At 39.7% G+C, this 23,744-nt stretch carries 24 protein-coding genes and 1 riboswitch; of the genes, 18 read left to right on the forward strand and 6 right to left on the reverse strand.

Going from position 1 to position 23,744, the window contains the following annotated elements; translation table 11 throughout:
* Nucleotides 1-25: 25 nt before the first annotated feature.
* From argJ to L1999_RS05115, 9 genes are all read left to right on the forward strand, one after another.
* Nucleotides 26-1,255 carry a bifunctional glutamate N-acetyltransferase/amino-acid acetyltransferase ArgJ gene (gene argJ, locus L1999_RS05075; protein ID WP_235742577.1) on the forward strand — a complete coding sequence of 410 codons (1,230 nt, stop codon included), beginning with the start codon at nt 26-28 and terminating at the stop codon, nt 1,253-1,255.
* A 12-nt stretch (nt 1,256-1,267) separates the two neighbouring features.
* Entirely contained in the window at nt 1,268-2,065 is a 798-nt protein-coding gene (gene argB, locus L1999_RS05080) for an acetylglutamate kinase (RefSeq protein ID WP_235742578.1), read from the forward strand.
* Entirely contained in the window at nt 2,065-3,264 is a 1,200-nt protein-coding gene (locus L1999_RS05085; RefSeq protein WP_235742579.1) for an acetylornithine transaminase, read from the forward strand. Before argB ends, L1999_RS05085 begins: the two co-directional genes overlap by 1 nt.
* 5 nt (nt 3,265-3,269) lie before the next feature.
* Nucleotides 3,270-4,346, forward strand: a complete 1,077-nt coding sequence (locus L1999_RS05090) for a carbamoyl phosphate synthase small subunit (protein ID WP_235742580.1) — start codon at nt 3,270-3,272, stop codon at nt 4,344-4,346.
* Nucleotides 4,333-7,569 carry a carbamoyl-phosphate synthase (glutamine-hydrolyzing) large subunit gene (gene carB, locus L1999_RS05095; RefSeq protein ID WP_235742581.1) on the forward strand — a complete coding sequence of 1,079 codons (3,237 nt, stop codon included), beginning with the start codon at nt 4,333-4,335 and terminating at the stop codon, nt 7,567-7,569. The genes L1999_RS05090 and carB overlap by 14 nt, the downstream gene beginning before the upstream one ends.
* Nucleotides 7,553-8,533, forward strand: coding sequence for an ornithine carbamoyltransferase (gene argF / locus L1999_RS05100; RefSeq protein WP_235742582.1), 981 nt, complete (start codon nt 7,553-7,555; stop codon nt 8,531-8,533). The genes carB and argF overlap by 17 nt, the downstream gene beginning before the upstream one ends.
* Nucleotides 8,534-8,613: 80 nt before the next feature.
* Nucleotides 8,614-9,825: an argininosuccinate synthase gene (locus L1999_RS05105; RefSeq protein ID WP_235742583.1), complete on the forward strand. Its 1,212-nt coding sequence runs from the start codon at nt 8,614-8,616 to the stop codon at nt 9,823-9,825.
* A 60-nt stretch (nt 9,826-9,885) separates the two neighbouring features.
* On the forward strand, nt 9,886-11,262 hold the full coding sequence (gene argH, locus L1999_RS05110) for an argininosuccinate lyase (protein WP_235742584.1): 1,377 nt from the start codon (nt 9,886-9,888) through the stop codon (nt 11,260-11,262).
* Between the two features lie 441 nt (nt 11,263-11,703).
* Nucleotides 11,704-11,815, forward strand: a riboswitch (SAM riboswitch).
* A 98-nt stretch (nt 11,816-11,913) separates the two neighbouring features.
* Nucleotides 11,914-13,134 carry a homoserine dehydrogenase gene (locus L1999_RS05115; RefSeq protein ID WP_235742585.1) on the forward strand — a complete coding sequence of 407 codons (1,221 nt, stop codon included), beginning with the start codon at nt 11,914-11,916 and terminating at the stop codon, nt 13,132-13,134.
* Between the two features lie 57 nt (nt 13,135-13,191).
* On the opposite strand, the gene L1999_RS05120 is transcribed toward L1999_RS05115, so the two are convergent.
* Nucleotides 13,192-13,368: a YfhD family protein gene (locus L1999_RS05120; protein ID WP_235742586.1), complete on the reverse strand. Its 177-nt coding sequence runs from the start codon at nt 13,366-13,368 to the stop codon at nt 13,192-13,194.
* Nucleotides 13,369-13,490: 122 nt separating this feature from the next.
* Complete coding sequence (locus tag L1999_RS05125; RefSeq protein ID WP_098527985.1) at nt 13,491-13,628, reverse strand: YfhE family protein; 138 nt, start codon at nt 13,626-13,628, stop codon at nt 13,491-13,493.
* Between the two features lie 175 nt (nt 13,629-13,803).
* Here L1999_RS05125 and recX point away from each other — a divergent pair, with 175 nt between their 5' ends.
* Nucleotides 13,804-14,622: a recombination regulator RecX gene (gene recX / locus L1999_RS05130; RefSeq protein ID WP_235742587.1), complete on the forward strand. Its 819-nt coding sequence runs from the start codon at nt 13,804-13,806 to the stop codon at nt 14,620-14,622.
* 28 nt (nt 14,623-14,650) lie between these two features.
* A complete protein-coding gene (locus L1999_RS05135; RefSeq protein ID WP_235742588.1) occupies nt 14,651-14,977 on the forward strand; it encodes a YfhH family protein in 327 nt (108 codons plus the stop codon).
* A gap of 49 nt (nt 14,978-15,026) precedes the next feature.
* Here the strand turns inward: L1999_RS05135 and L1999_RS05140 are convergent, their stop codons facing one another.
* On the reverse strand, nt 15,027-15,206 hold the full coding sequence (locus tag L1999_RS05140) for a small, acid-soluble spore protein K (protein ID WP_235742589.1): 180 nt from the start codon (nt 15,204-15,206) through the stop codon (nt 15,027-15,029).
* Nucleotides 15,207-15,334: 128 nt separating this feature from the next.
* Here L1999_RS05140 and L1999_RS05145 point away from each other — a divergent pair, with 128 nt between their 5' ends.
* A complete protein-coding gene (locus L1999_RS05145) occupies nt 15,335-15,586 on the forward strand; it encodes a YfhJ family protein (RefSeq protein ID WP_235742590.1) in 252 nt (83 codons plus the stop codon).
* Between the two features lie 26 nt (nt 15,587-15,612).
* Here L1999_RS05145 and L1999_RS05150 read toward each other — a convergent pair whose 3' ends face one another.
* Nucleotides 15,613-16,593, reverse strand: a complete 981-nt coding sequence (locus L1999_RS05150) for a metal-dependent hydrolase (RefSeq protein WP_235742591.1) — start codon at nt 16,591-16,593, stop codon at nt 15,613-15,615.
* Between the two features lie 249 nt (nt 16,594-16,842).
* On the opposite strand from L1999_RS05150, the gene mutY reads away from it, so the two are divergent.
* Nucleotides 16,843-17,943 (forward strand): A/G-specific adenine glycosylase, encoded by a 1,101-nt coding sequence (gene mutY, locus L1999_RS05155; RefSeq protein ID WP_235742592.1) that lies wholly within the window; start codon nt 16,843-16,845, stop codon nt 17,941-17,943.
* Nucleotides 17,944-17,980: 37 nt separating this feature from the next.
* Here the strand turns inward: mutY and L1999_RS05160 are convergent, their stop codons facing one another.
* A complete protein-coding gene (locus L1999_RS05160) occupies nt 17,981-18,205 on the reverse strand; it encodes a hypothetical protein (RefSeq protein ID WP_215047403.1) in 225 nt (74 codons plus the stop codon).
* Between the two features lie 140 nt (nt 18,206-18,345).
* On the opposite strand from L1999_RS05160, the gene fabL reads away from it, so the two are divergent.
* From fabL to L1999_RS05185, 5 genes are all read left to right on the forward strand, one after another.
* Nucleotides 18,346-19,095, forward strand: coding sequence for an enoyl-[acyl-carrier-protein] reductase FabL (gene fabL, locus L1999_RS05165; protein WP_215047404.1), 750 nt, complete (start codon nt 18,346-18,348; stop codon nt 19,093-19,095).
* 83 nt (nt 19,096-19,178) lie between these two features.
* Entirely contained in the window at nt 19,179-19,478 is a 300-nt protein-coding gene (locus L1999_RS05170; protein WP_235742593.1) for a gamma-type small acid-soluble spore protein, read from the forward strand.
* A 177-nt stretch (nt 19,479-19,655) separates the two neighbouring features.
* On the forward strand, nt 19,656-19,913 hold the full coding sequence (locus tag L1999_RS05175) for a YgaB family protein (protein ID WP_235742594.1): 258 nt from the start codon (nt 19,656-19,658) through the stop codon (nt 19,911-19,913).
* A 191-nt stretch (nt 19,914-20,104) separates the two neighbouring features.
* Nucleotides 20,105-20,635 (forward strand): nucleoside tri-diphosphate phosphatase, encoded by a 531-nt coding sequence (gene ntdP / locus L1999_RS05180; protein WP_101647593.1) that lies wholly within the window; start codon nt 20,105-20,107, stop codon nt 20,633-20,635.
* A gap of 87 nt (nt 20,636-20,722) precedes the next feature.
* Nucleotides 20,723-22,513: an ABC transporter ATP-binding protein gene (locus L1999_RS05185; protein ID WP_235742595.1), complete on the forward strand. Its 1,791-nt coding sequence runs from the start codon at nt 20,723-20,725 to the stop codon at nt 22,511-22,513.
* Between the two features lie 37 nt (nt 22,514-22,550).
* Here L1999_RS05185 and L1999_RS05190 read toward each other — a convergent pair whose 3' ends face one another.
* Complete coding sequence (locus tag L1999_RS05190; RefSeq protein WP_235742596.1) at nt 22,551-23,624, reverse strand: FUSC family protein; 1,074 nt, start codon at nt 23,622-23,624, stop codon at nt 22,551-22,553.
* Nucleotides 23,625-23,744: the final 120 nt, after the last annotated feature.

Raw genomic sequence — 23,744 nt, forward strand, 5'->3', positions numbered from 1 at the left:
AGGGATTACTAAGGGGGAAAACAAATTGACACAAGCCACATCAACCAACAAAATTGTTGTAATTGAAGATGCAAGTATAACCTTACCAGAGGGATATAAAGCAGGCGGTATGCATTGCGGGATTAAGAAGAAGCGGTTGGATTTGGGATATATCGTCTCGGATGTGCCAGCGGCTGTAGCGGGTGTATATACGACCAATGTTTTCCAAGCCGCACCGCTAATTCTAACGCAAGAAAGTATCGCAAAAGAAAATAAAATTCAAGCAATCCTTGTTAACTCCGGAAATGCCAATGCCTGTACAGGCGAGCAGGGTTTACTTGATGCAGCGGAGATGCAAAAAAGATTCGCAGACGAGTTAGGGATCCAACCACATCTTGTTGCCGTTACCTCAACTGGAGTAATAGGCGAACTGCTGCCAATGGAATGTATTAATGCAGGAATTGAACAAATCCTGCAATCCGAATTTGAACAAGAGGAAAATTTTAAACATTCCATTTTAACAACTGATACATGTATCAAACAAATCGGTGTTCAAATAAAAATAGATGAGCATACCATTTCAATCGGCGGTGCTGCGAAAGGTTCAGGGATGATCCATCCGAATATGGCAACCATGCTCGGCTTTGTGACAACCGATGCAAATATAGCCCAAGAGGACCTGTTAGCAGCTCTTAAGGATGTAACAAACCAAACCTTTAACATGATCACGGTTGATGGGGATACAAGTACCAATGACATGGTGCTGGTAATGGCAAATGGATTAGCGGGCAATGAACAGCTTACAAAAGAACATCCTGACTGGGGAAGTTTTGTCACCGCATTAGGGATTGTTTGTAAAGAACTTGCCAAAAAAATTGCTAGAGACGGTGAAGGAGCAACCAAGCTTGTTGAAGTCCAAGTAAGTGGAGCCTTCAGCACAAATGATGCTAAAGCGGTCGGTAAATCCATCATTTCTTCAAATCTTGTCAAAACGGCTATATATGGAACCGATCCTAACTGGGGGCGTATTGTCACTGCAGCGGGATACAGCGGGGTACCGATTGAACCCCAATTATTAGAGGTCTCCATCGGTCAATATAAAGTGTTTGAAAAAGGTTTACCGTGTCCATTTGTTGAAGAGGAAGTAAAAAGCTACTTAGAACAAGAGAATGTTGTGATTTATGTCGATTTAAATCAAGGTGAAAACAGTGCAACGGCCTGGGGATGCGATCTTACTTACGACTATGTAAAAATCAATGCATCTTACCGCACTTAAGGGAGGACAACAATGAAATATTTAGTCATTAAGTGTGGCGGAAGTGTGTTAGAAAATCTGCCAAGATCCTTTTATGAAGACATCGTAAAAATGCATGCCTCCGGTGAGTGGACACCGATTATCGTTCATGGCGGAGGCCCGCTGATTACTTCATTATTAAAAAGCTTAAATGTAGAAACCAAATTCGTAAATGGACTTAGAGTAACCGACCATCAAGTGTTAGACGTAGTGGAAATGGTTTTAAGCGGATCAGTTAATAAACAAGTAGTTAGGAATCTTGTCGAAGTTGGAGGAAATGCGGTCGGTATTAGCGGTGTTGATGGCGGCCTGCTAAAGGCAGCCCCGACAACTAATGCGAAAACTTTAGGTTTTGTTGGAGAAGTAGTCGAAGTTAATAACAGTATCATCGAGAGTATCATCGACCAAGGGTTTATCCCGGTTATTTCTCCGGTTGGTATTGATGCAAGTGGGCAGCGTTATAACATAAATGGTGATATTGCTGCCTCTGCCATTGCAAAATCATTAGAAGCCAACCTGTGTTTCATCAGTGATATTCCTGGTATCTTGGTAAATCATGATGGAGTAAAAACTAAGCTTGATAAGGTCTCAAAGGCCATTATTGAACAGATGATCGAAGACGAAACCATTTATGGAGGAATGATTCCAAAGGTTCAAGCTGCAATTGACGGCCTTGTTCATAACATACCAGAGGTTGGAATCATTAACGGTTTTGAAAAAAATAGTCTGCTGGATTATTCAAACGGCAAATGCGTTGGGACAAAAATAGTCCTAGAAGAGGAGATTGCGTAATGGTAAACGATACTTCCATCTCCCTGACCACACCAGTAATGGCAACATACAGCCGATTCCCTGTCACATTAGTTAAGGGGAAAGGAAGTTACGTGTGGGACGATCAAGGGAACCAATTTTTAGATTTCACTTCAGGTATTGCTACTTGTAACTTAGGGCATGTTCCTGACCCAGTTAAAGAAAAGCTGGAGGAACAATTACAAAACTTGTGGCATTGCTCCAATTTATATAACATTCCGAATCAGCAGCAGCTTGCTGCAGCGCTAACCGCTAATAGCTGCGGTGATCAGGTTTTTTTCTGCAATAGTGGCGCTGAAGCGAATGAAGCCGCTATTAAACTGGCAAGAAGATATGCAAATAAAGTAAAAGGAAGCAGTTCTTCTGAGGTTGTCACCTTTGGACAGTCCTTCCACGGGAGAACCTTAGCTACCTTGACAGCAACAGGACAAGAGAAAATCCAGCAGGGCTTTGCGCCGCTTATGCCAGGATTCAGTTACCTTCCATACAATGACGAGACAGCATTAGAACAGCTTGTTGCCATTAAGCCTGCAGCTGTATTACTCGAGCTTGTCCAAGGTGAAGGCGGGGTTATTCCAGCCAATCAGCAATGGGTAACAAAATTAGCACAAATTTGTAAGGAAAACGATATCCTGCTGATGGTGGATGAAATTCAAACAGGTATCGGCCGAACAGGAACATTTTTTGCCTATGAGCAATATTCGATCGAACCAGATGTCATAAGTATTGCCAAAGGATTGGGATCAGGATTTCCAATCGGAGCGATCATTGCCAAAGAAGAGGCAGCAAAAGGGTTTGAACCGGGCAGCCATGGCAGTACCTTTGGCGGAAACCCACTGGCAACAGCAGCTGGGCTTGCGACTGTGACCCATATTATTGAAAGTAATTTGCTTGAACAGACAAAGGAAGCGATAGATTATTTAGATCAGCAGCTGACCCTTTTAAAGCAGAAATACTCTTTTATAAAAGAAATTCGCGGTAAAGGGCTGTTAAAAGGATTAGTCGTCGAAACGAATGCATTAGAAATTGTTCAAGAAGCAATTTCCAATCAACTCCTTATTTTAACTGCCGGACCTAATGTCGTCCGTATTTTACCTCCATTAACCGTAACGAAAGAAGAAATAAATGAATTTACAGAAGCATTGGAAAAAACATTCCAAAGTATCGAGAAAGGCGAGTGACTATTTTGGAAAAGGGTTATCTTACTTTGGAAACAGGAGAAATATTTGAAGGCGTCCTAATTGGGGCAGATAAGGACTCTCTTGGCGAAGTCGTTTTTAATACAAGTATGACTGGGTATCAGGAAATTATCACCGACCCATCTTACGCCGGGCAAATTATTACCTTCTGCTATCCGATTATTGGAAACTATGGAATCAATGCATTGGATGATGAAAGCATTTCTCCAGCATTAGCAGGTGTTGTTATTAGTGATTTATGTGAAGAGCCAAGTCATTATCAATCTATTAATAAATTTTCAGAAAAGTTAAAGTCTGCAGGAGTTTCCGGGCTTGCCGGAGTGGATACAAGACGACTTGTCAAAACCATTCGAAGCCGTGGTACGGTAAAAGGGTATTTAGGAAAAGAAAAGAAAAATATTGTTCCGAACGATCCAAAAACGACTATGTGGGTGGATAAAGTATCTACCAAGAAAATTCAATATTTCAAAAATAATGGTCCACACGTAGTCCTAATGGATTTCGGCTATAAAAAGTCGATTCTTCATGCTCTTTTAGAAGAGAACTGTTCGGTAACAATTGTTCCTTATACCACCACATTTGAAAAAATAAAATCTTTAAATCCAGATGGGATTTTATTGAGTAATGGCCCTGGAGATCCAATGCAGTTAAAAGCATGGTTTCCAGAAATAAAAAAAATAACACAGGCCTATCCAACGCTCGGAATTTGCCTGGGTCATCAGTTAATTGCCCTGTCATATGGAGCAAAAACGACTAAACTTGCCTACGGACATAGAGGCGGAAACCATCCAGTTAAAGAATTGACGACTGGAAAGGTAAAAATAACTGCACAAAATCATAGCTATGTTGTGTTAGATGAGAGTATTGATCAAAAGGTATTTAATGTTACCTACCGAAATATAAATGACAAATCAATTGAAGGGCTGCAACATAAATTGTACCCAATTCAAACCGTTCAATTTCATCCGGAAGCACATCCCGGACCAAGCGACACGGAATATATTTTTAAAGATTTTGTGAGTCAGATTGCATCATTGGGAGAGAACATTTATGCCGTTAAATAAAAATCTAAAAAAAGTACTTGTTATTGGTTCAGGACCAATTGTGATCGGGCAGGCAGCAGAATTTGATTATGCCGGCACACAGGCGTGTATCGCCTTAAAAGAAGAGGGAATTGAAGTTGTTCTCATTAATAACAACCCTGCCACGATTATGACTGATGAAGCGGTGGCGGATAAGGTATATATTGAACCATTAAATGTAGAAACGATAGAGAAGATTATCCAGAAGGAGAGACCTGATGGGGTAATTGGTACCCTTGGCGGTCAAACTGGATTAAATTTAACCGTTCAGCTATTTGAGCAGAAAATTCTAGAGAAATACAATGTTGAACTTTTAGGGACTTCGGTAGCGTCCATTAAAAATGGAGAGGACCGCGAGAAGTTCCGTAATTTAATGATAGAAATTGGTGAACCAATCCCTGAATCTGAAATCATTCATAGTTACGAAGAAGGAGTTCAGTTTGTTCAAAAAATCGGGTTCCCTGTCATCATCCGCCCTGCCTATACATTAGGAGGAGAGGGTGGAGGTTTCGCCTATAATGATGAGGAACTTGAAATTGTGCTAAAAAAAGGGTTAGCAGCGAGCCCTATTCATCAAGTCTTAGTGGAAAAGAGCATTAAAGGCTGGAAGGAAATTGAATATGAAGTAATGAGAGATGCAAATGATACGTGCATCATTGTTTGTAATATGGAAAATATGGACCCAGTAGGTGTTCATACAGGCGATTCCATTGTTGTGGCTCCATCACAAACATTAACAGATGTTCAATATCAAATGCTTCGTGACGTTTCAATAAAAGTAATAAGAGAATTAGAGATTATTGGTGGATGTAATATTCAGTTAGCTTTGCATCCTGAATCAAATCAATACTATATTATCGAAGTAAATCCAAGGGTAAGCCGTTCATCGGCACTTGCTTCAAAAGCAACCGGATATCCGATCGCAAGGATGGCGGCAAAGTGTGCGATTGGTTACCATCTTGATGAGATTGTGAACCCGATAACAGGTAATACCTTTGCTTCTTTTGAGCCAGCGATTGATTATATTGTGGTGAAACTGCCTCGTTTTCCATTTGACAAATTCCCTGAAGCAGACAGAACCTTAGGGACACAAATGAAAGCAACCGGGGAAGTTATGGCAATTGACCGAACGTTTGAAGGAGCTTTAAACAAAGCGATTCGTTCCATGGAAATGAATGTTTACGGTCTCTGCCAAACAGCTTATGAGTCATTAGAAGAGTCTACCTTGTTTGATTTGCTTAAAGTAGCAAATGACAAGCGCCTATTTGTGATTGCCGAAGGATTTAGAAGAGGCCTCACTCTTCAGAAAGTACAACAACTTACTGAAATTGACCCGTGGTTTTTACACAAAATTAGTTCAATCGTTGCGTTAGAAAAGGAATTAGCTTCCTTCCAATGGGATACTGTTCCAATCGACTTGCTTAAAAGGGCCAAACGAAACAATGTCTCTGACAAGTTATTAGCGCAAATGTATCAAATCCCGGAAAAACAAGTAAGACTCAAGTGGAAAGAGCAACAAATGCTTCCAGGCTACAAAATGGTAGATACGTGTTCTGCTGAATTCGATGCCGTTACCCCTTACTACTATTCCACTTGGCATGGCAGTGATGAAGTTGAAATCACCGACAAGAAAAAGATTCTAGTAATCGGTTCAGGTCCGATTCGAATTGGGCAAGGAATAGAATTTGATTATTGCTCGGTCCACGCTGCTAAAGCAATCAAGAAAAAAGGCTATGAAGCAGTAGTAATCAATAATAATCCGGAAACAGTGAGTACAGACTATTCGGTTGCTGACCGCTTGTATTTTGAACCACTCGCTGCTGAAGATGTGATCCATGTCATTGAGAAAGAAAAAGTGGATGGCGTGTTAATCCAGTTTGGAGGGCAAACAGCCATTAATCTTGCCCATGAGTTAGAAGAAGAAGGAATTAAAATTTTAGGGACAACAGTTCAAAATGTTGACCGCCTAGAGGACCGAAAGGAATTTTATCAACTCCTGGATGATTTAGCTATTCCGCATATTGAAGGAAAAACAGCTTCACAGCCAGAAGAATTAATGGAAGCAGCTGCATCTTTGGGTTATCCGGTACTTGTTCGTCCGTCCTATGTAATCGGCGGGCAATCCATGTTTACGATTTTTTCCGAGTACGAGCTAGCTCAGTACATTACCCAGCTTGAAGAAAATTCAAATGCCGAGATGTGGCCATTATTAGTAGATAAGTTTTTACCAGGCCAGGAATGTGAAATTGATGTCATTTGTGATGGAGAAAATATTGTCGTACCTGGAATCTTTGAACATATTGAAAAAGCTGGTGTTCACTCCGGAGACAGCATCACAGTGTTTCCGCCAATCTCTTTATCAAACAAAATAAAAGAAACATTAATTGATTATGCGGGCAGGATTGCTAAGTCAGCACCTGTTGTTGGCATTATGAATATCCAATTTGTTTGTTATGATGATACGGTTTATGTGTTAGAAGTTAATCCGCGCTCTTCACGAACCGTGCCGATTATTAGTAAGGTCACCGGCGTTCCAATGATTGAATGGGCAACAAATGTTCAATTAGGGAATTCTTTAACAGAATTGAGCCAAGATTTAGGGTTGCTATCTGAACCTAGTTACTATTCAGTAAAAACACCTGTTTTCTCGTCCAGTAAGCTTAAGGGAGTCGATCATGTACTTGGGCCGGAAATGAAGTCAACCGGGGAAGTACTTGGGATTGGAACTAACTTTCAGCAAGCCCTTCAAAAATCCATTCCTTTAATTAATGGAAACAAGGAAGAAAATTATATTCTTTGTTCGATTTCTGACAGAGAAAAAACAGAAAGTCTTGCCATTTTACAGGAAATAGTAAAAGAAAATTACAAACTGGCTGCAACAGAAGGAACCGCTTTGTTCTTAACATCCAATGGCTTTACCGTAGACCTAGTCGTAAAGGATGAAAACGACTTAAATAATATCTTTCGTAATAAGCCGATTCAGGCTGTTATAAATATACCAAACCAAGGCCGGAACAAAAACAAGTTTGGTTTCCAGATGCGCGAGTATGCAGTCCGCTATAAGGTACCGGTATTCACACATCTTGATACAATTGAAACCACATTAAGCGTCGAAAAGAAGCTCGGAGCTAATTCTGAGGTAAGGACGGTTAGCGAGTATTACAAACTTGAGAAAGAAGGGGCTACTCATGTTAGAAGCAATTAATACGGACGATAAAAGCATCGGGGAGAACCTGCAATTTAAGGGACTGGATTTTTTACAGCTGGCTGATTTTAGTTCTGACCAAATCTTATATTTACTTAATGAAGCCGTCGAATTAAAAAAACAGCAAAAAGAAGGTAAACCGTATCCTTACTTAAACGGAAAGGTATTAGGAATGATCTTTGAAAAATCTTCGACCCGTACAAGGGTTTCCTTTGAAGTGGGAATGCTGCAGTTAGGGGGACATGCAATCTTTTTAAGCTCAAGGGATATTCAGCTAGGACGTGGCGAGAGCATTTCGGACACCGCGAAGGTTTTGTCGCGCTATGTTGATGGAATGATGATACGCACATTTTCACATGAATCGGTTGAGGAGTTAGCCGCACATGCAACAGTACCGGTCATTAATGGGTTAACAGACCTGCAGCACCCGACCCAGGTACTGGCTGATCTATTAACCATCCTAGAACATAAAGGAAAGCTGGCCGGATTAAAGCTTTGCTATATTGGTGATGGTTACAATAATATGGCCCATTCCTTAATGGAAGGTGCCGTGAAGGTCGGTATGAATATCAGTATTGCCAGCCCTCCGGGATATCTGCCCGATGGGGAAATTACCGAAAGGGCTATCCAAGCAGGAAAACAAACAGGGGCTTCCGTTATGATTACGAATAATCCTTATGAAGCCATAAAAGATGCTGATGTAGTGGTTACGGATGTATGGACCAGTATGGGGCAGGAAGAAGAAACTGCGATTCGCTTAAAGGCATTTCAAGCTTTCCAAGTTAATAAGGAATTATGCAGTCATGCGAATAAAGACTTTATTTTCTTACACTGTTTACCAGCTCACCGCGGCGAAGAAGTAACAGGTGAGATTATTGACGGTCCTCATTCAGTTGTATTTGATGAAGCGGAGAACCGTCTGCATGCGCAAAAAGCAATTTTGAAACTTTTACTATCAAAATAGTTTCATTTTCTATGAGACATGTTGTATAATAATTCTATCAGATGAATAAAAATCCACAATGAAGTACAAGGAGAATAAAAATGACAAAGGAAAAAATTGTTTTAGCATACTCAGGTGGTTTAGATACATCGGTATCAGTGAAATGGATCCAAGAAAAGTACGGTTATGATGTAATTGCCTTGGGGTTGGATGTTGGAGAAGGGAAAGACCTAGAGGCTATTAAAAATAAAGCATTAAAAGTTGGCGCCATCAAGGCCTATATGATAGATGCAAAAGAAATGTTGGCAAAAGAATATATTTTACCAGCTTTAAAGGCTAATTGTTTATATGAAGGTAAGTATCCATTATCCTCAGCCCTATCAAGACCGCTTATTTCTAAATTATTGGTGGAGGTTGCGGAAAAAGAGGGAGCAAGCGCTGTTGCTCATGGCTGTACAGGTAAAGGAAACGACCAAGTTCGCTTTGAAGTATCAATCCAAGCATTGAATCCTAGTTTAAAGGTTGTTGCACCTGTTCGTGAGTGGGGAATGACTCGCGATGAAGAAATTAAATATGCGGAAGAAAACGGGATTCCTATACCGGTTGATTTAGATAATCCATTTTCAATTGATGCTAATATCTGGGGACGTGCTTGTGAGGCAGGAGTTCTTGAGGATCCATGGGCAGAGGCGCCAGAGGCAGCGTTTGACTGGACGAATCCGATTGAATTGACACCGGATGTTCCTGAATATCTTGAAATCGAATTCGAACAAGGGGTTCCTGTTGCCCTTAATGGTGAACAACTGCCACTTGTTCAATTGATTGAGACACTTAATACACTTGGCGGCAAGCATGGGGTTGGCCGCATCGACCATATTGAAAATAGATTAGTAGGGATCAAATCAAGAGAAGTGTATGAAAACCCTGCTGCGTTAATTTTGATTAATGCTCATAGAGAACTAGAGTTTTTAACGCTAACCCGTGAGGTTACCCAATTTAAGACACAGGTTGAACAGCAAATGGCGAAGATTATTTATGAAGGTCTTTGGTATTCTCCAATTAAACCTGCTCTTGATGCATTTATCAATGAGACCCAAAAGGTAGTTTCTGGAACAATTCGTGTTAAGCTTTTTAAAGGAAATCACACGGTTGTAGGCCGAAAATCACCACACAGCCTTTACAATGAAGAACTAGCTACCTATGCAAAAGGTGATGCCTTTGATCATAACGCAGCGGTTGGCTTTATTAAACTTTGGGGACTTCCAACAAAGGTTTATTCTGAAGTTAATAACAAAGAGACGATTTTAAAATAAATCCGGATTGCCCTCGAATCCAATTCGGGGGCTGTCTTCTTTATCTAGGGAGGAACAGCAATGTCGAAGTTATGGGGCGGTCGTTTTACAAAGGAAACCAACAAGCTGGTAGAGGAGTTTACAGCATCGATTTCTTTTGATCAAAAGTTAGCAAAAGAGGATATTGCCGGAAGTATGGCCCATGTCCAAATGTTGGGAGAATGCGGCATTATTCCGATCGAGGATGCCATTAAAATTAAGGACGGTCTTTTAGCAATTAGGAAATTGGTGGATGCCGGCGAGGTTGAGTTTTTAGTTGAAGATGAAGATATTCATATGAATATTGAAAAGCTCTTGATTGAAAAAATCGGACCAGTTGGCGGCAAACTTCATACTGGCCGAAGCCGCAATGACCAAGTGGCTACCGATATGCATTTATATTTACGAACTAAAACAACTGAGCTGATTAAGTTAATTGAAGATGTCCAGCAGGCATTAATTGAGCAGGCAAAAGCGAACATTCATACTTTGATTCCCGGATACACTCATTTGCAGCGAGCCCAGCCCGTTTCTTTTGCCCATCACCTTATGGCCTATTTTTGGATGTTTGAACGTGATAAAGAGAGACTAATGGATTCACTCAAACGGATCAATTGGCTTCCACTTGGTTCCGGTGCATTAGCAGGGACAACATTTCCCATCAATCGTGAACGAGTCGCGGAATTATTAGGATTTGAAACGATTTACCCTAATAGTATGGATGCGGTGAGTGATCGCGATTTTATAGTAGAATTCTTATCAATCGGGTCGATTATTATGACACATATCTCTAGATTTTCTGAGGAGTTGGTCATTTGGTCAAGTCAGGAGTTTCAGTTTGTAGAACTTGACGATTCTTTCTGTACCGGTTCAAGTATTATGCCACAAAAGAAAAACCCGGATGTCCCTGAAGTGCTGAGAGGTAAGACTGGACGGACATATGGTAACCTGATGGGCTTGTTAACCGTACTAAAGGGTCTGCCGCTTGCTTATAATAAAGATCTACAAGAAGACAAAGAAGGCATGTTTGATACAGTAGAGACGCTTGAAGGCTCATTAAAGCTGTTAGCCCCAATGGTTGAAACCATGACAATCAATAAAGATGTGATGCGAAAGGCAATTAATAATGATTTTTCTAATGCAACAGATATTGCTGATTACTTGGTTAGAAAAGGTTTGCCATTCCGTGAGGCCCATGAAGTGATCGGAAAAATCGTTCTATATGCCATTCAATCAAATAAGTTTTTATTGGATTTAAGTTTTGAAGAATATCAGGGCTTCAGTCCTCTATTTGAAGAGGATATATACGGGGTATTAGCTCCTGAACAAGTAGTCGCGGTCAGAAACAGCTTTGGAGGTACCGCTCCAGCACAGGTAGAGCATCAAATCGTGCTTGCAGAGGGGAAACTTCATCGATAATAGTAATCTCATGGCTCGCTTAACGGCGGGTCTTGTTTAAGATTAAGAAAGTATAAAAATAAGACTTTGAAAATTGTCCAGCGCAAGCGCCCTAGCGGCTAGTGTCCTTCGCGCTCCGCCCTACGATAAGTCAACATCGAATCGCTGCCGCTCTTCGTGTTGTCTAGCTCCAGCGTCTAGGGGCTCGGGGTCATAAGCCAATCCGTCAAGAAGGCTAAAGAGCAGCCTTCTCGCCGGCTCGTCTTATGCCAGTCGCCCCTGATCAAGACGCTTCCGCTTTCGCCTTTCCTTTATCTCAGTTGGAGCACTCCAGGCCTTACGCCGCTGACCAGGGCGCTTGCGTTTTTTGTATGAATTGAAAGAAAATATTGACATTTATAAATAATTAAACTAGAATACTTTTTATAACTTAACTCAGCAATTAATAAAAATAAAATATGACTCTTATCCAGAGAGGCGGAGGGACTAGGCCCGATGAAGCCCGGCAACCTTCAAGGTATTCCTTGAAAAGGTGCTAATTCCTGCAGGTTATATATAACCTGACAGATAAGAGGAGGAATTCGCCCTCTTCTTATTAAGAGGGCTTTTCTTTATTTATTTAGAAAAAACTGACAAGAATCATGCAATAAAAGTAGAAGGGTGGATATCAACATGTCTGTAATTAAAGTGGCAATCCTTGGATTTGGCACGGTTGGTGAAGGATTCTATCGGACGATTCAATCTCATGCAGAAGAACTGACAGCCGTTTTAGGTAAGAAGGTAGAGGTGGCTGCCATTCTAATTAAAAACCAGAAGAAGAAAAGGGAGATTAGTAAGGATGTCCTTGTTACAACAGATTTTGCAGATATCCTAAATCTTCCGCAGCTTGATGTTGTTGTCGAGGCCATTGTTGATAAGGATCCAACCTACATATATTTAAAGAAGGCCATTGAGCGGGGATGTCATATTATTACAGCCAATAAGGAGATGTTTGCTCACTATGGAACAGAGCTGCTTGAACTTGCCCAAGCGCATCATGTCTCGGTTGGATATGAAGCAACTGTAGCTGGAGGAATACCAGTGATTCAAACCTTAAGACAATTATTAAATGTAAATCGTGTTCAGCAAGTTCAGGGGATTTTAAATGGAACATCGAATTTCATTTTAACGGAGATGAGGGAGAAAAAGCTCTCCTTTGCCCAAGCTTTACGTACAGCACAGGAAAACGGCTTCGCTGAGGCCGACCCGACAAATGATGTGGAAGGCTTTGATGCCTTTTACAAAGCCATGATACTAAGCAGGCTGGCTTTCGGTGAAGAACCAAATTGGCATGCTGTTGAACGGACAGGGATAACTTCCATTACAAGTGAATTAATCGACACTGCTGATAGGCTGGGATTAAGGTTTAAACATATTGCCAGTATAAAGAAATCAGTTAATCAACTTAAGGTATCTGTTGGACCAGTTCTTGTTGGAAATGAACATCCGCTATATCATGTAGAAGGGGTCCAGAATGCTGTAAATATTTTTTCGGATATTGTGGGTCAAATAACCCTTCAAGGACCAGGGGCTGGGATGCTGCCAACTGCAAGTGCAGTCATCGAAGATTTAGTCTACGTTTGTCAGAACCGACCTGAAAGACAAGGATTCACAACAACAAGTGAAATTAATTCTGGACGACAGGAACAAGGGGAGATAGAAGAAACTTGGCTAATAGCCGGGTATTATAATGTAACGAATCATTCTGTTCAACTGATTGATCAGGTTACAGATGGAATATGGATTGCCAAGGCAAAAAGGGAAGAAATAGACGCGCTCTCAAAACTAAATGAAGAACTAGTGTATTTCCCTGTAATAGGGGAATATGAAAGGGAGCATGTCTTGGCACGATAGCAAAAAATTTTTTAGTAAGAAGCAGGGTAAGAGCTGCCCTGCTTCATTATTAAGTTATTAACTGTTTCTATTTTTCACACGTTGGTTAGCAGCATTAGCACGTGCCTGTGCTTCTAGATCAGCATGATCTGCAAACTCTGAAGAATACTCAACATCTTTTCCATCTGTTTTTAGATTTTTAGGCACTTGTGGAAGTGATCCTTTATTGTGCTTTTGTCCTTGTGCGCGGCCCATGAAAAAACCCCTTTCAAATTTAAACTAAAGTGAGTAGCAATCATTGCTCTCAAGGATAGTTTTTACTGTCTGAAAGGAGTCCATTAATGGAAAAATTTATTTTTCACTCTCTGTATGTTTTTCTAAATACGAGTCTTTTTATCCGTGAAGCCAGCAGCACGGTCGGCCATCTTAAAATCACGCTGATAGCGTACCTCTTGCATGCTTGTTAAAGAATATTTTCCTCCGCCTCTGCTGTCCTTCTTTTTCTTTTCACCCATTTTGCTCATTCCTTTCGACATTTCGTGAAATTTTTAAAGCCTAAGTGCAAATGCATATTACTAAATATGTACTTATTTCCATTTTTACCTGTTCGAAAAAAAAGATACGGTTTTTTGAAAGATATTTTTAAAAAAAGGTCCTTCCGTATGGTAAAGTAATTTTGAGGTGAAGGATATGCCCATTATTACAAAAATCACCACACAACAGAAAAACCAAGATCGCTTTAATGTGTTTATGGATTATGGAAAAGGCAAAGGTGAGGAATTTGCCTTTAGTGTCGACAGTGACGTATTAATTAAATTTCAACTTAAAAAGGGAATGGAGCTTGATGATTTTTCCTTTTTAGAAATTCAATACCAAGATGATATCCGCAAGGCTTATAATCGGGCTATAAATTATTTGGCTAGAAGAATGAGATCGGAAAAAGAAATTGTGGAATACCTGGGTCAAAAAGAAGTGGACGAGCCGGTGATTAATGAGGTTATTCATAGATTAACTGCACAACATTATATTAATGATCAGGAATATGCTGTAGCCTTCGTAAGGACCCAAGCAAATACCACCGATAAAGGTCCTAATGTGATTAAAATGGATTTGAAGGAGAAAGGAATAGCAGAGGCTTTCCTCTTAAAGGCGCTTGAAGAATTTCCTTTGGAGCAGCAGGTTGAAAAGGCAATAAAAATTTCGGTGAAGTTTTATCAAAAAAATACTAAGGAATCTCTTAAAGTCCAAAAGCAAAAGCTTGAGCAGTTACTGCTGAGAAAAGGTTATTCTTATGAAGTTATAAATATTGCTGTTAATGAAGCAGAGGTACCAAAAGAAATGGATGAGGAAATGGAAGCTGTTCGATTTCAAGGCGAGAAGCTTCACAGAAAGTATTCTCATCTTAGAGGATTTGAGTATCAGCAAAAGATAAAGCAAGCACTGTATCGTAAAGGTTTCACGATGGAGTTAATTGAGCGTTTCTTAGCAGAAAAAGACGAACATGAATGAATATGAACCGACCAAGGGAGTGAAGTAAATGCACCAGCAGGAGCAACGCTACAGTGAAATGAATGAGCATGAACTAAGACAAGAAATTGCCGATCTCAAGGAAAAGGCGAGAAAAGCGGAGCAAATGGGTATGGTTAATGAATTTGCTGTTCTTGAAAGAAAAGTACAAATGGCGCGAGCTTATATGATGGACCCCACAGCGTTTTTACCTGGAGAAATTTATCAAATTGAAGGGGACCCTGGACAGTACTTTAAAATTGACTATATGAACGGTGTTTTTGCCTGGGGCTACCGTTTAAAGGGGGATGGTAAAGAAGAAGCTTTGCCCATCTCGGTGCTAACGCCTTTAAAGTAAAACAACAAACCAGAGTAACTTCTGGTTTGTTTGTTTTACATTGGTTTAGCTATTTCCAGACTGCTTGCGGTGATTCGTCATCGCGCTCCCCGGAAGCACGCATACGTTCTTGCGGGTGAGTATTAATGCTGCCGTCAGCTCTTGTGGAAGCAAATTCCGCTTTAGCGCGCGGTTCTCCCTCAAGTTTGTTATTACTTTGATTTGGGAAATTCGTTGCCTTATTTCTCATGATTTACCTCCAATTAGGGAATGAGAAAAACGTGAAAAGCATCATATTCAAAATGCTAACCACGTAACGTTAGTATGGCTTATTGCTTGAAGGATATGTTATAAGAAAATGGTAATGAGGTGTTGTTGATGAATGAATACCATGGAAGACTTATTAAGTTGTTAATGGATAAAAACGGACAGTTAAGTTATGACCAGGCCCGAACATGGGTAGAGTTATTATGGGATGATTTTGAAACCACTTACGCGAAGGCTGGCCGGGAATACAAGGGCAGTGAAATGGCGGACCGGATTGTTACCCAATGGATTCAAAATTATGGTGACAAACTACATGAGTTTGTCGCAACAAATCCTAAGTATAAAAAATTTCTTACACAATAAAAAGAAGGGCATAAAGTCAGCCCTTCTTAACTGGGAATGATACTCAACTTCTTTCGTAATTTCTTCTCACTAAACACCCAGCCCGTATAAGAGCTAATTGGTTTTAAATCAAAGTCTAATTGAACAACCGCTACAAACGGGTAGTGACCATTGCTTCGATAACGCAAATCAATAAACCGGACTTCATAAAAATCGCTATACTCATCAACCTCCCAGCGATAGACAGGGGAGAACGATAAGAAGGCTGACAGGTTTTTATCTTTCTTCGCTGCTTCAATTACAGGGGTATTAGGAACAGGGACTCGGATAAACCGGTCAAGGATCTCGACATGTTGATTAACAGATCTCCCTACAAAAAATTCTTTCTCATTCATTGCTGCAATTCTCCATTGATGAAATCTCATCGTTGGTGCAATAATCACTTCTGTCGCGTCTGGAATTATCCGTTTTACTTCCTGCAAGACTTTCAGCTTCGCTAAATATCTCCGAACATAATATGCAATGATGACCCCATACATAATTAAAAAGGTAACTCCTGGATTTGCTCCTACTATCCAGATAAATATACCGATCACATGAATAGCAAAAATAATCGGATCAAATGTATTAATGACCCCGAGCGCTACCCATTTAGAAGAGAAGGGTCTAAGGGCCTGGGTCCCATAGGCATTAAATATATCAACAAAAACATGGATAAACACTGCTGCAAAAGTCCAAGCCCATAAATGCAATAAATTTGCACTTGTGAAAAATGGATAGATAACCGCTGTAATAAGGAGCGGCCATAAAATAACTGCGGGAATGGAGTGGGTAACTCCGCGATGATTTCGGATATAGATTGCATTGTTTCTAAGTTTTAATACAGTGTCAATATCTGGTATTTGCGAGCCTGCTATTGTCCCAATTAATACACTTACTGCCGTAGCATGACTGCCGGCAACCACTGGGTCAAGCGTTGCAAGACCACCTAAAGCAATACCCATGACTACATGAGTTCCAGTATCCAACAGGAAATTCCCCCTTTAAAATAATCTTGTCAAAAAAGGTAATTTAGCTTATCGTTAATAATTGTACGTTAGAAATGTCCAGCTGCAGCGCCTAGGGGATCTTAGGTCTAAGCCGATCCGTCAAGAAGGTTAAAGAACAACCTTCTCGCCGGCCCGTCTTATGCCTGTCGCCCCTGGTCAAGGCGCTTCCGCTTTTCTTTTTATTTTCCCTTTTTTCGAGGTGTTTAACAATCTGGAGGAACAAAAGTTATGATTATTGAACATGAAAATTCTGAAAAAATCAATATAAATGCATTTCAAAATGATTTAATTACCTGGTTTAAAAGGGAACAACGCGATCTGCCGTGGCGAAAGGATCAGGATCCTTATAAAGTTTGGGTTTCAGAAATAATGCTTCAGCAGACAAGAGTTGATACGGTAATCCCTTATTTCAATCGATTTATCGAATGGTTTCCGACAATTGATGCATTGGCAGATGCGGATGAAGACAAAGTGCTTAAAGCATGGGAAGGTCTTGGCTATTATTCTCGAGTGCGAAATCTTCAATCTGCGGTAAAAGAAGTAAGAGAAAGATATAATGGCGAAGTGCCAAGTAGTCCAAAGGAAATTGCTGAACTAAAGGGAGTAGGACCTTACACGGCTGGTGCAATTTTAAGTATTGCTTATGGTATCCCTGAGCCTGCTGTCGATGGAAATGTGATGAGGGTACTGTCTCGAATCCTTTCAATTTGGGATGATATTGCAAAACCATCTTCGAGGAAAATTTTTGAACAGGCAGTCCGTACATTAATTTCACATGATGATCCATCAGCATTTAACCAAGCCTTGATGGAGCTTGGTGCATTAATTTGCACCCCTACATCGCCTTCATGTCTTTTATGCCCTGTCCGAGAACATTGCCAGGCTTTTTCCGAAGGAGTACATGAAGAGCTTCCTGTTAAAACCAAAAAAACAAAATCACGGAATGTTCAACTTGCTTCTGCAGTTCTAGCCAACACCCAAGGAAAAATCCTTATCCATAAGCGTCCAACTAGCGGATTGCTTGCAAATTTGTGGGAATTTCCAAGTGTTGAGCTGCATCATAGCCTGCAAAATGAACGTGATCAGATCGTTCAGCTTTTTAACTCAGAGCTGCAGTTAGAGCCATATCTCGAAAAGATTATTGGTCAAATCGATCATGTTTTTTCCCATTTGGTATGGAACATCATGGTTTATACAGGGACACTTTCTGCAGATTTTCAGGAAAGTGAGGATTGGAGGCTTGTCTCCATTAAACAAATGGAGGAATATGCCTTTCCAGTGTCCTATCAAAAAATCTTCCAAATGTATCTAAATTCCTTAGAGGAATAAACGCTGTTGCTATGCGTTTATTCCTCTTTTAAGTATATTAATCGTATACTGTTTTTGTTCCATGGGTATAATCAGCTTCTTGCCGTTTCATCCCCCCGCGATTTTCAATTTCTTCAATAATTTCTCGATGAATCGTCTGCCCCTCACTATTAAGATATGGTGCAATTTGTTGAAATGAATGATGATAAAAGGCTAATTCGCTATCCTTCCAATCCGTTTTTGCCATCATTGAAAGTTCTGTCATATCCCGTCCTACATACATATCCTTAAAATTCCCCCTAACTTGTCTTTCATTTTAGTGTTTTATATTAATTGTCTTCTATTCATGGAAAAGATAAAATGAATAGAAAAGTGAAGCGTTTCAAGCTTTCTAAAAAAATTACATAGAAGGGATTTTTTAATATGACACAAAAAGTTGCACTTATTACAGGAAGCAGTAGAGGGATTGGAAAGGCCACGGCCCTTCGCTTAGCAGAAGCGGGTTACGATATTGTAATTAACTATGCACGTAGTAAAAAGTCTGCCTTAGAGGTTGCGGAAAAGATTGAAGCATTGGGCAGGAAGGTATTGGTGGTTAAGGCCAATGTAGGTGACGTGGCTAAAATAAAAGATATGTTTGCTCAAATCGACCAAGAATTTGGCCGTTTAGATATCTTTGTAAATAATGCAGCTTCGGGTGTTCAGCGTCCAGTAATGGAATTGGAAGAATCTCACTGGGATTGGACGTTAAATATCAATAGTAAAGCTCTCTTATTTTGTGCCCAGGAAGCAGCAAAATTAATGGAAAGAAACGGCGGCGGGAAAATTGTCAGCATTAGCTCACTTGGATCCATTCGTTATTTAGAAAATTATACAGTCGTAGGTGTGTCTAAGGCAGCCCTCGAAGCGTTAACCCGCTATTTAGCAGTAGAATTAGCGCAAAAAAATATCATTGTTAATGCCGTATCCGGCGGTGCAGTGGATACCGAAGCATTAAAACACTTTCCTAATCGCGAGGAGCTTCTTCAAGAGGCTAGGGAAAAGACGCCCGCAGGAAAAATGGTGGAAATTGATGACATCGTTAACAGTGTAATGTTTCTTTTATCAGATGATGCCAGCATGATCAGGGGGCAAACAATTATTGTGGATGGTGGAATTTCCTTACTCGTTTAAAAAGTAACAAAATTATTTTTCAATAATTTTTTTGGATATTCTCCACGGAGCCGGGACATATTAATTTCGTGGAGGTGATATCAATGGCAAACTTCAATCAACAGCCAAACAAAACATCTGCTGGAACTAACATCCAGGAAGTAAGACAACAAAACGCTCAATCAGCTGGTGCTGGTTCAGCAGGTACTTTTGGAACTGAATTTGCAAGCGAAACTAATGCTGCAGAAGTAAGAAAGCAAAACCAACAGTCTGCACAAGGCGGTTCTCAAGGTTCTTTCGGAACTGAATTTGCAAGCGAAACTAATGCTCAAGAAGTAAGACAACAAAATCAACAAGCTGAATCTCGTAAGAACCAAAATAGCGGTCAATTCGGCCAAAGCTAATAGGCATACTTAATAAGAAGGCACTCTTCATTCGTAAGAGTGTCTTCTTTCCTGTTCAAGGCGCTTCCGCTTTTCTTTTTTCGACAAAACTTCCTGTATGTTTACAGAAGTAGTCAAAGGGAAAAAGGAGTTTTTCCAGAATACATATAATAGCTAAAAAATAAGGCGGTGAGGGAAATGGATCATTTTAACCGATTAGTTTCCGAACAAATGGCGACCATGGAAAAATTGTTATATCTGCAAGCAGAACTTGAGCGATGCCAGGAAATAGAGGAAGAGCTGCAGACATTACAAAATGCAACCAATCTGGAGAGCGTTCAGAACGATATTCAGGCCATGAAAAAAGAGCTGAGAGAGATACAAATTATTTTTGAAAAGCAAACAGAAGAAGTTATCAATTCCTATCGGGAAATGAATTTAACTCCATCCCTGTAGTTTTTGAACCAAAAACAAGGAAAAATTACACATTTTTTACAAAGAGCCAGTGAATTCTGGCTCTTTTGTTTTAAATTCTTGTCTTAACCGTTATAATAATAGAAAATAGGAATTTTACTTTGTAACCTTTTGTCGAGTGTAAATGGTAAGAGTAGGTTTCAAAGCGTTCAGAAATGAAGGTAGGGGAGAAAATGGTCGTACCCATCGAAGGTGAACCAATGCAAATACATAGCTATAAACACAATGGGCACATCCATCGCGTCTGGGAAGAAACAACCGTTTTAAAAGGGTCACAAAATTTGGTTATTGGTGGAAATGACCGGACACTTGTAACAGAGTCGGACGGGAGAACATGGATTACGAGAGAGCCAGCAATCTGTTATTTCCATTCACAATACTGGTTTAACGTAATTGGAATGATCCGTGAAGACGGTATTTACTATTATTGTAATATTAGTTCACCTTTTATTTTTGATGGTGAAGCACTAAAGTATATTGATTATGACCTCGATATCAAAGTGTATCCTGATATGACCTTTAACTTACTAGACGAAGATGAGTATGAACGGCATCGTCGTGAAATGAACTATCCTGATGTCATTGATAAAATTCTAAAAAGAAATGTCGATAAACTAATACAATGGATTCGGCAGCGTAATGGCCCTTTTGCACCGGATTTTATTGATATTTGGTATGAACGTTATTTAACTTACAGACGGTAAATGACACAACTGTAAAAGAGCCTGTTGTTCCGAGAGCAACAGGTTCTTATCTGTTTAAATATTTTAGCTGAAATGGAGGGGAATTGTTTGAGCAGTATACGCAGATACCTGCAATTTGTTAAGCCGTATCGTTTACAAATTTTATGGACGATCATTATCGGTCTTGTGAAATTTTCCATTCCGCTGATTATTCCTATGCTAATCAAATACGTGGTCGATGATATTATTGGGAATCACAGGCTGTCCCATGACGAAAAGCTTAATAAACTAATGCTCATTTTGGGCGTTATGGTTGTGGTTTTTGTCATACTAAGACCACCGATTGAATATTACCGTCAGTACTTTGCTCAATGGACCTCAAGTAAAATTTTATATGATATTCGTGATCAGATGTACACCCATATTCAAAAGCTTAGTTTTCGGTATTTTTCAAATAACCGTGCTGGAGAAATCATTTCCCGTGTGATTAATGATGTTGAGCAGACGAAGACTTTCGTTATTTCAGGATTAATGAATCTTTGGCTTGATATTGCCACGATTGTTATTGCCATTATTTTTATGTTTTATATGAACGTTAAATTAACCGTGGCATCCATTCTGTTATTTCCGTTTTATGCCTTTTCAGTAAGGTATTTTTTTGGAAACCTTCGGAAATTAACAAGGAATCGCTCGCAAGCCTTAGCCGAAGTACAGAGTTATTTACATGAAAGAGTTCAGGGAATGCCAGTGATTAAGAGCTTTGCAATCGAAAAGTTTGAACAAACTCAATTTGATAAGCGGAATAAAAACTTTTTAGAAAAAGCCTTACAGCACACAAGCTGGAACGCCAAGTCATTTGCAGTAGTTAATACGATTACTGATATCGCACCATTACTTGTAATTGGATACTCGGCCTATCTAGTAATTGAACATCAATTGTCACTTGGAACAATGGTTGCTTTTTTTGCCTATATTGATAAATTATATAGTCCCTTAAGAAGACTTGTGAATTCATCGACTACGATCACTCAATCATTTGCCTCAATGGACCGGGTATTTGAATTTCTGGACGAGAAATATGACATAGTCGATAAGCCTGGAGCACGAGACTGCGCTAACGTAAAAGGTGATATATCTTTCGAACATGTTTTCTTTTCTTACGATAAAGAGGATGAGATGGTATTAAAGGACATTCACTTAAATGTTAAAAAAGGGGAGACCATTGCCCTAGTAGGGATGAGCGGGGGAGGAAAGTCAACGCTCGTTAGTCTCATTCCTCGTTTCTATGATGTAACAAAAGGGAGAATCACTCTAGATGGAGTGGATATCGGCGAATTTAAGGTTCAAACTCTTAGAGACAACATAGGCGTTGTTTTTCAAGATAATATCTTATTTAGTGAATCCGTTAAAGATAATATTTTATTAGGGAAGCCTGGTGCTTCCGATGAAGAAGTATATCAAGCAGCTATCGCCGCAAACGCTCATGAGTTTATCTTAAACCTATCAGAAGGGTACAACACTAAAGTTGGGGAACGGGGAGTAAAGCTTTCAGGCGGTCAAAAACAGCGGGTTGCAATAGCCAGGGTTTTCTTAAAAAATCCTCCTATCTTAATTTTAGATGAAGCTACGTCAGCCTTAGACCTAGAAAGTGAACATCTCATTCAGGGAGCCTTAGAGGAGCTTGCAAAAGATAGGACCACCTTTATTGTCGCCCACCGCTTATCGACTATAACCCATGCTAATCGGATCGTCCTAATCGAGCATGGTCAAATTGTCGAGATTGGTACTCATGAAGAATTAATGACTAAACAAGGAAATTATTATAAGTTATTTCAGGTCCAACAGCTTGAAAATAAAGAAAACTCGCTAAGTGAAGAACTTCAAGGACAAACTAATTAAAAAAGAACCCAAGCAGAAAATGCTTGGGTTCTTCGATTTAATCGTGTGTCTCTTCAACTGACACTTCGTTTTTATGGTAGGAATGAAAGCTGGTTATTAAGGTGTCCAGATGCTCAACCTGTTCTCCGTAATCGATTATGGTGGCGATTATTTGCATGGAATGATATAAGTGCGGACTTTCATAATCATCATTTTCTCTTACATGACGTAAATAGAAATCGAATAACTCTTTTTTATCGATGCAATTTGTTTCTTTGTCACATGAGGAAGGTATAGGGACTTTACCAATAAAGCGAAGTATAACTTGTTCATGATGATAGATTAAACTGTCTAACTGATCCTGAATGCTCTGTTTAAAGTTCTCAGGAAGCTGTAAAAGTTCATTTTCAAAGCGATGCAGTCTTTTTAAAGTATCCAAGGCTTTTTTGGCTGTCAAATTTAATTGTCGGTAAATAACCAGCTTTCGAGACCTTTCAAGCTTCACTTTTTTAAAATAACTGCGCTCCTCTTTATACATCGTATACAGCTGCTCCATGGACTGGATGCTGTCTTTAAAAGTCTTAATATCTGCTTTAAGTAATTGGTGATCATAGTCATGTCTGGTGCTTAATCGGATCCATTTAATAATTTCCTCAGTGGTATTGACAATTTTAGAGTAAAGTTTATTTTCATACTTGGGCGGCATAAAGATTAAGTTGACCAAAAATGATGAAAATACCCCTATCATAATCGTAGAGAAACGGATACCGGCAAACTGAATAAAATTACCGCTTTGCAATTCCATGATGGAAATTAAGGTAACCAGTGACAAGCCAATCGTATTCTCTAATTTAAGTTTAAGAATTAATAGGATGACGATAATAGCGGCTAATCCAACCACAATAAAGTGATTCCCTAAAAGTAGAACAAAAATGACAGCACACAAAGCACCGATAATATTTCCTTGAATTTGTTCAATAATGGTTAAATAGGAACGATATATGGTCGGCTGAATCGCAAAGATTGCAGAAATCCCGGCTAAGACAGGGGATGGTGAATGCAGCAGCTGGCCGATGAATAGGGATAATGCAATGGCTATTCCCGTTTTTAAGATGCGGGCACCTAACTTCATTTAATTAGTTCCTTTCAAATGTTCGTTTGTCTGCTCAATTGATAACAAATATGTACTATACAATGTTTACCCTATATTTTCAAGAGATATTATATCAATTTATATATTCAGTTTATATTA

The sequence above is a fragment of the Neobacillus drentensis genome (assembly GCF_021560175.1).
Taxonomy (GTDB): domain Bacteria; phylum Bacillota; class Bacilli; order Bacillales; family Cytobacillaceae; genus Neobacillus; species Neobacillus drentensis_A.

What these genes read in the sequence shown, in the direction of transcription:
- argB (WP_235742578.1), top strand. Translation starts at nt 1,268, where the DNA reads ATGAAATATTTAGTCATTAAGTGTGGCGGAAGTGTGTTAGAAAATCTG.
- L1999_RS05085 (WP_235742579.1), top strand. Translation starts at nt 2,065, where the DNA reads ATGGTAAACGATACTTCCATCTCCCTGACCACACCAGTAATGGCAACA.
- carB (WP_235742581.1), top strand. Translation starts at nt 4,333, where the DNA reads ATGCCGTTAAATAAAAATCTAAAAAAAGTACTTGTTATTGGTTCAGGA.
- argF (WP_235742582.1), top strand. Translation starts at nt 7,553, where the DNA reads ATGTTAGAAGCAATTAATACGGACGATAAAAGCATCGGGGAGAACCTG.
- L1999_RS05105 (WP_235742583.1), top strand. Translation starts at nt 8,614, where the DNA reads ATGACAAAGGAAAAAATTGTTTTAGCATACTCAGGTGGTTTAGATACA.
- argH (WP_235742584.1), top strand. Translation starts at nt 9,886, where the DNA reads ATGTCGAAGTTATGGGGCGGTCGTTTTACAAAGGAAACCAACAAGCTG.
- L1999_RS05115 (WP_235742585.1), top strand. Translation starts at nt 11,914, where the DNA reads ATGTCTGTAATTAAAGTGGCAATCCTTGGATTTGGCACGGTTGGTGAA.
- L1999_RS05120 (WP_235742586.1), bottom strand. Translation starts at nt 13,368, where the DNA reads ATGGGCCGCGCACAAGGACAAAAGCACAATAAAGGATCACTTCCACAA.
- L1999_RS05125 (WP_098527985.1), bottom strand. Translation starts at nt 13,628, where the DNA reads ATGGGTGAAAAGAAAAAGAAGGACAGCAGAGGCGGAGGAAAATATTCT.
- recX (WP_235742587.1), top strand. Translation starts at nt 13,804, where the DNA reads ATGCCCATTATTACAAAAATCACCACACAACAGAAAAACCAAGATCGC.
- L1999_RS05135 (WP_235742588.1), top strand. Translation starts at nt 14,651, where the DNA reads ATGCACCAGCAGGAGCAACGCTACAGTGAAATGAATGAGCATGAACTA.
- L1999_RS05140 (WP_235742589.1), bottom strand. Translation starts at nt 15,206, where the DNA reads ATGAGAAATAAGGCAACGAATTTCCCAAATCAAAGTAATAACAAACTT.
- L1999_RS05145 (WP_235742590.1), top strand. Translation starts at nt 15,335, where the DNA reads ATGAATGAATACCATGGAAGACTTATTAAGTTGTTAATGGATAAAAAC.
- mutY (WP_235742592.1), top strand. Translation starts at nt 16,843, where the DNA reads ATGATTATTGAACATGAAAATTCTGAAAAAATCAATATAAATGCATTT.
- L1999_RS05160 (WP_215047403.1), bottom strand. Translation starts at nt 18,205, where the DNA reads ATGTATGTAGGACGGGATATGACAGAACTTTCAATGATGGCAAAAACG.
- fabL (WP_215047404.1), top strand. Translation starts at nt 18,346, where the DNA reads ATGACACAAAAAGTTGCACTTATTACAGGAAGCAGTAGAGGGATTGGA.
- L1999_RS05170 (WP_235742593.1), top strand. Translation starts at nt 19,179, where the DNA reads ATGGCAAACTTCAATCAACAGCCAAACAAAACATCTGCTGGAACTAAC.
- L1999_RS05175 (WP_235742594.1), top strand. Translation starts at nt 19,656, where the DNA reads ATGGATCATTTTAACCGATTAGTTTCCGAACAAATGGCGACCATGGAA.
- ntdP (WP_101647593.1), top strand. Translation starts at nt 20,105, where the DNA reads ATGGTCGTACCCATCGAAGGTGAACCAATGCAAATACATAGCTATAAA.
- L1999_RS05190 (WP_235742596.1), bottom strand. Translation starts at nt 23,624, where the DNA reads ATGAAGTTAGGTGCCCGCATCTTAAAAACGGGAATAGCCATTGCATTA.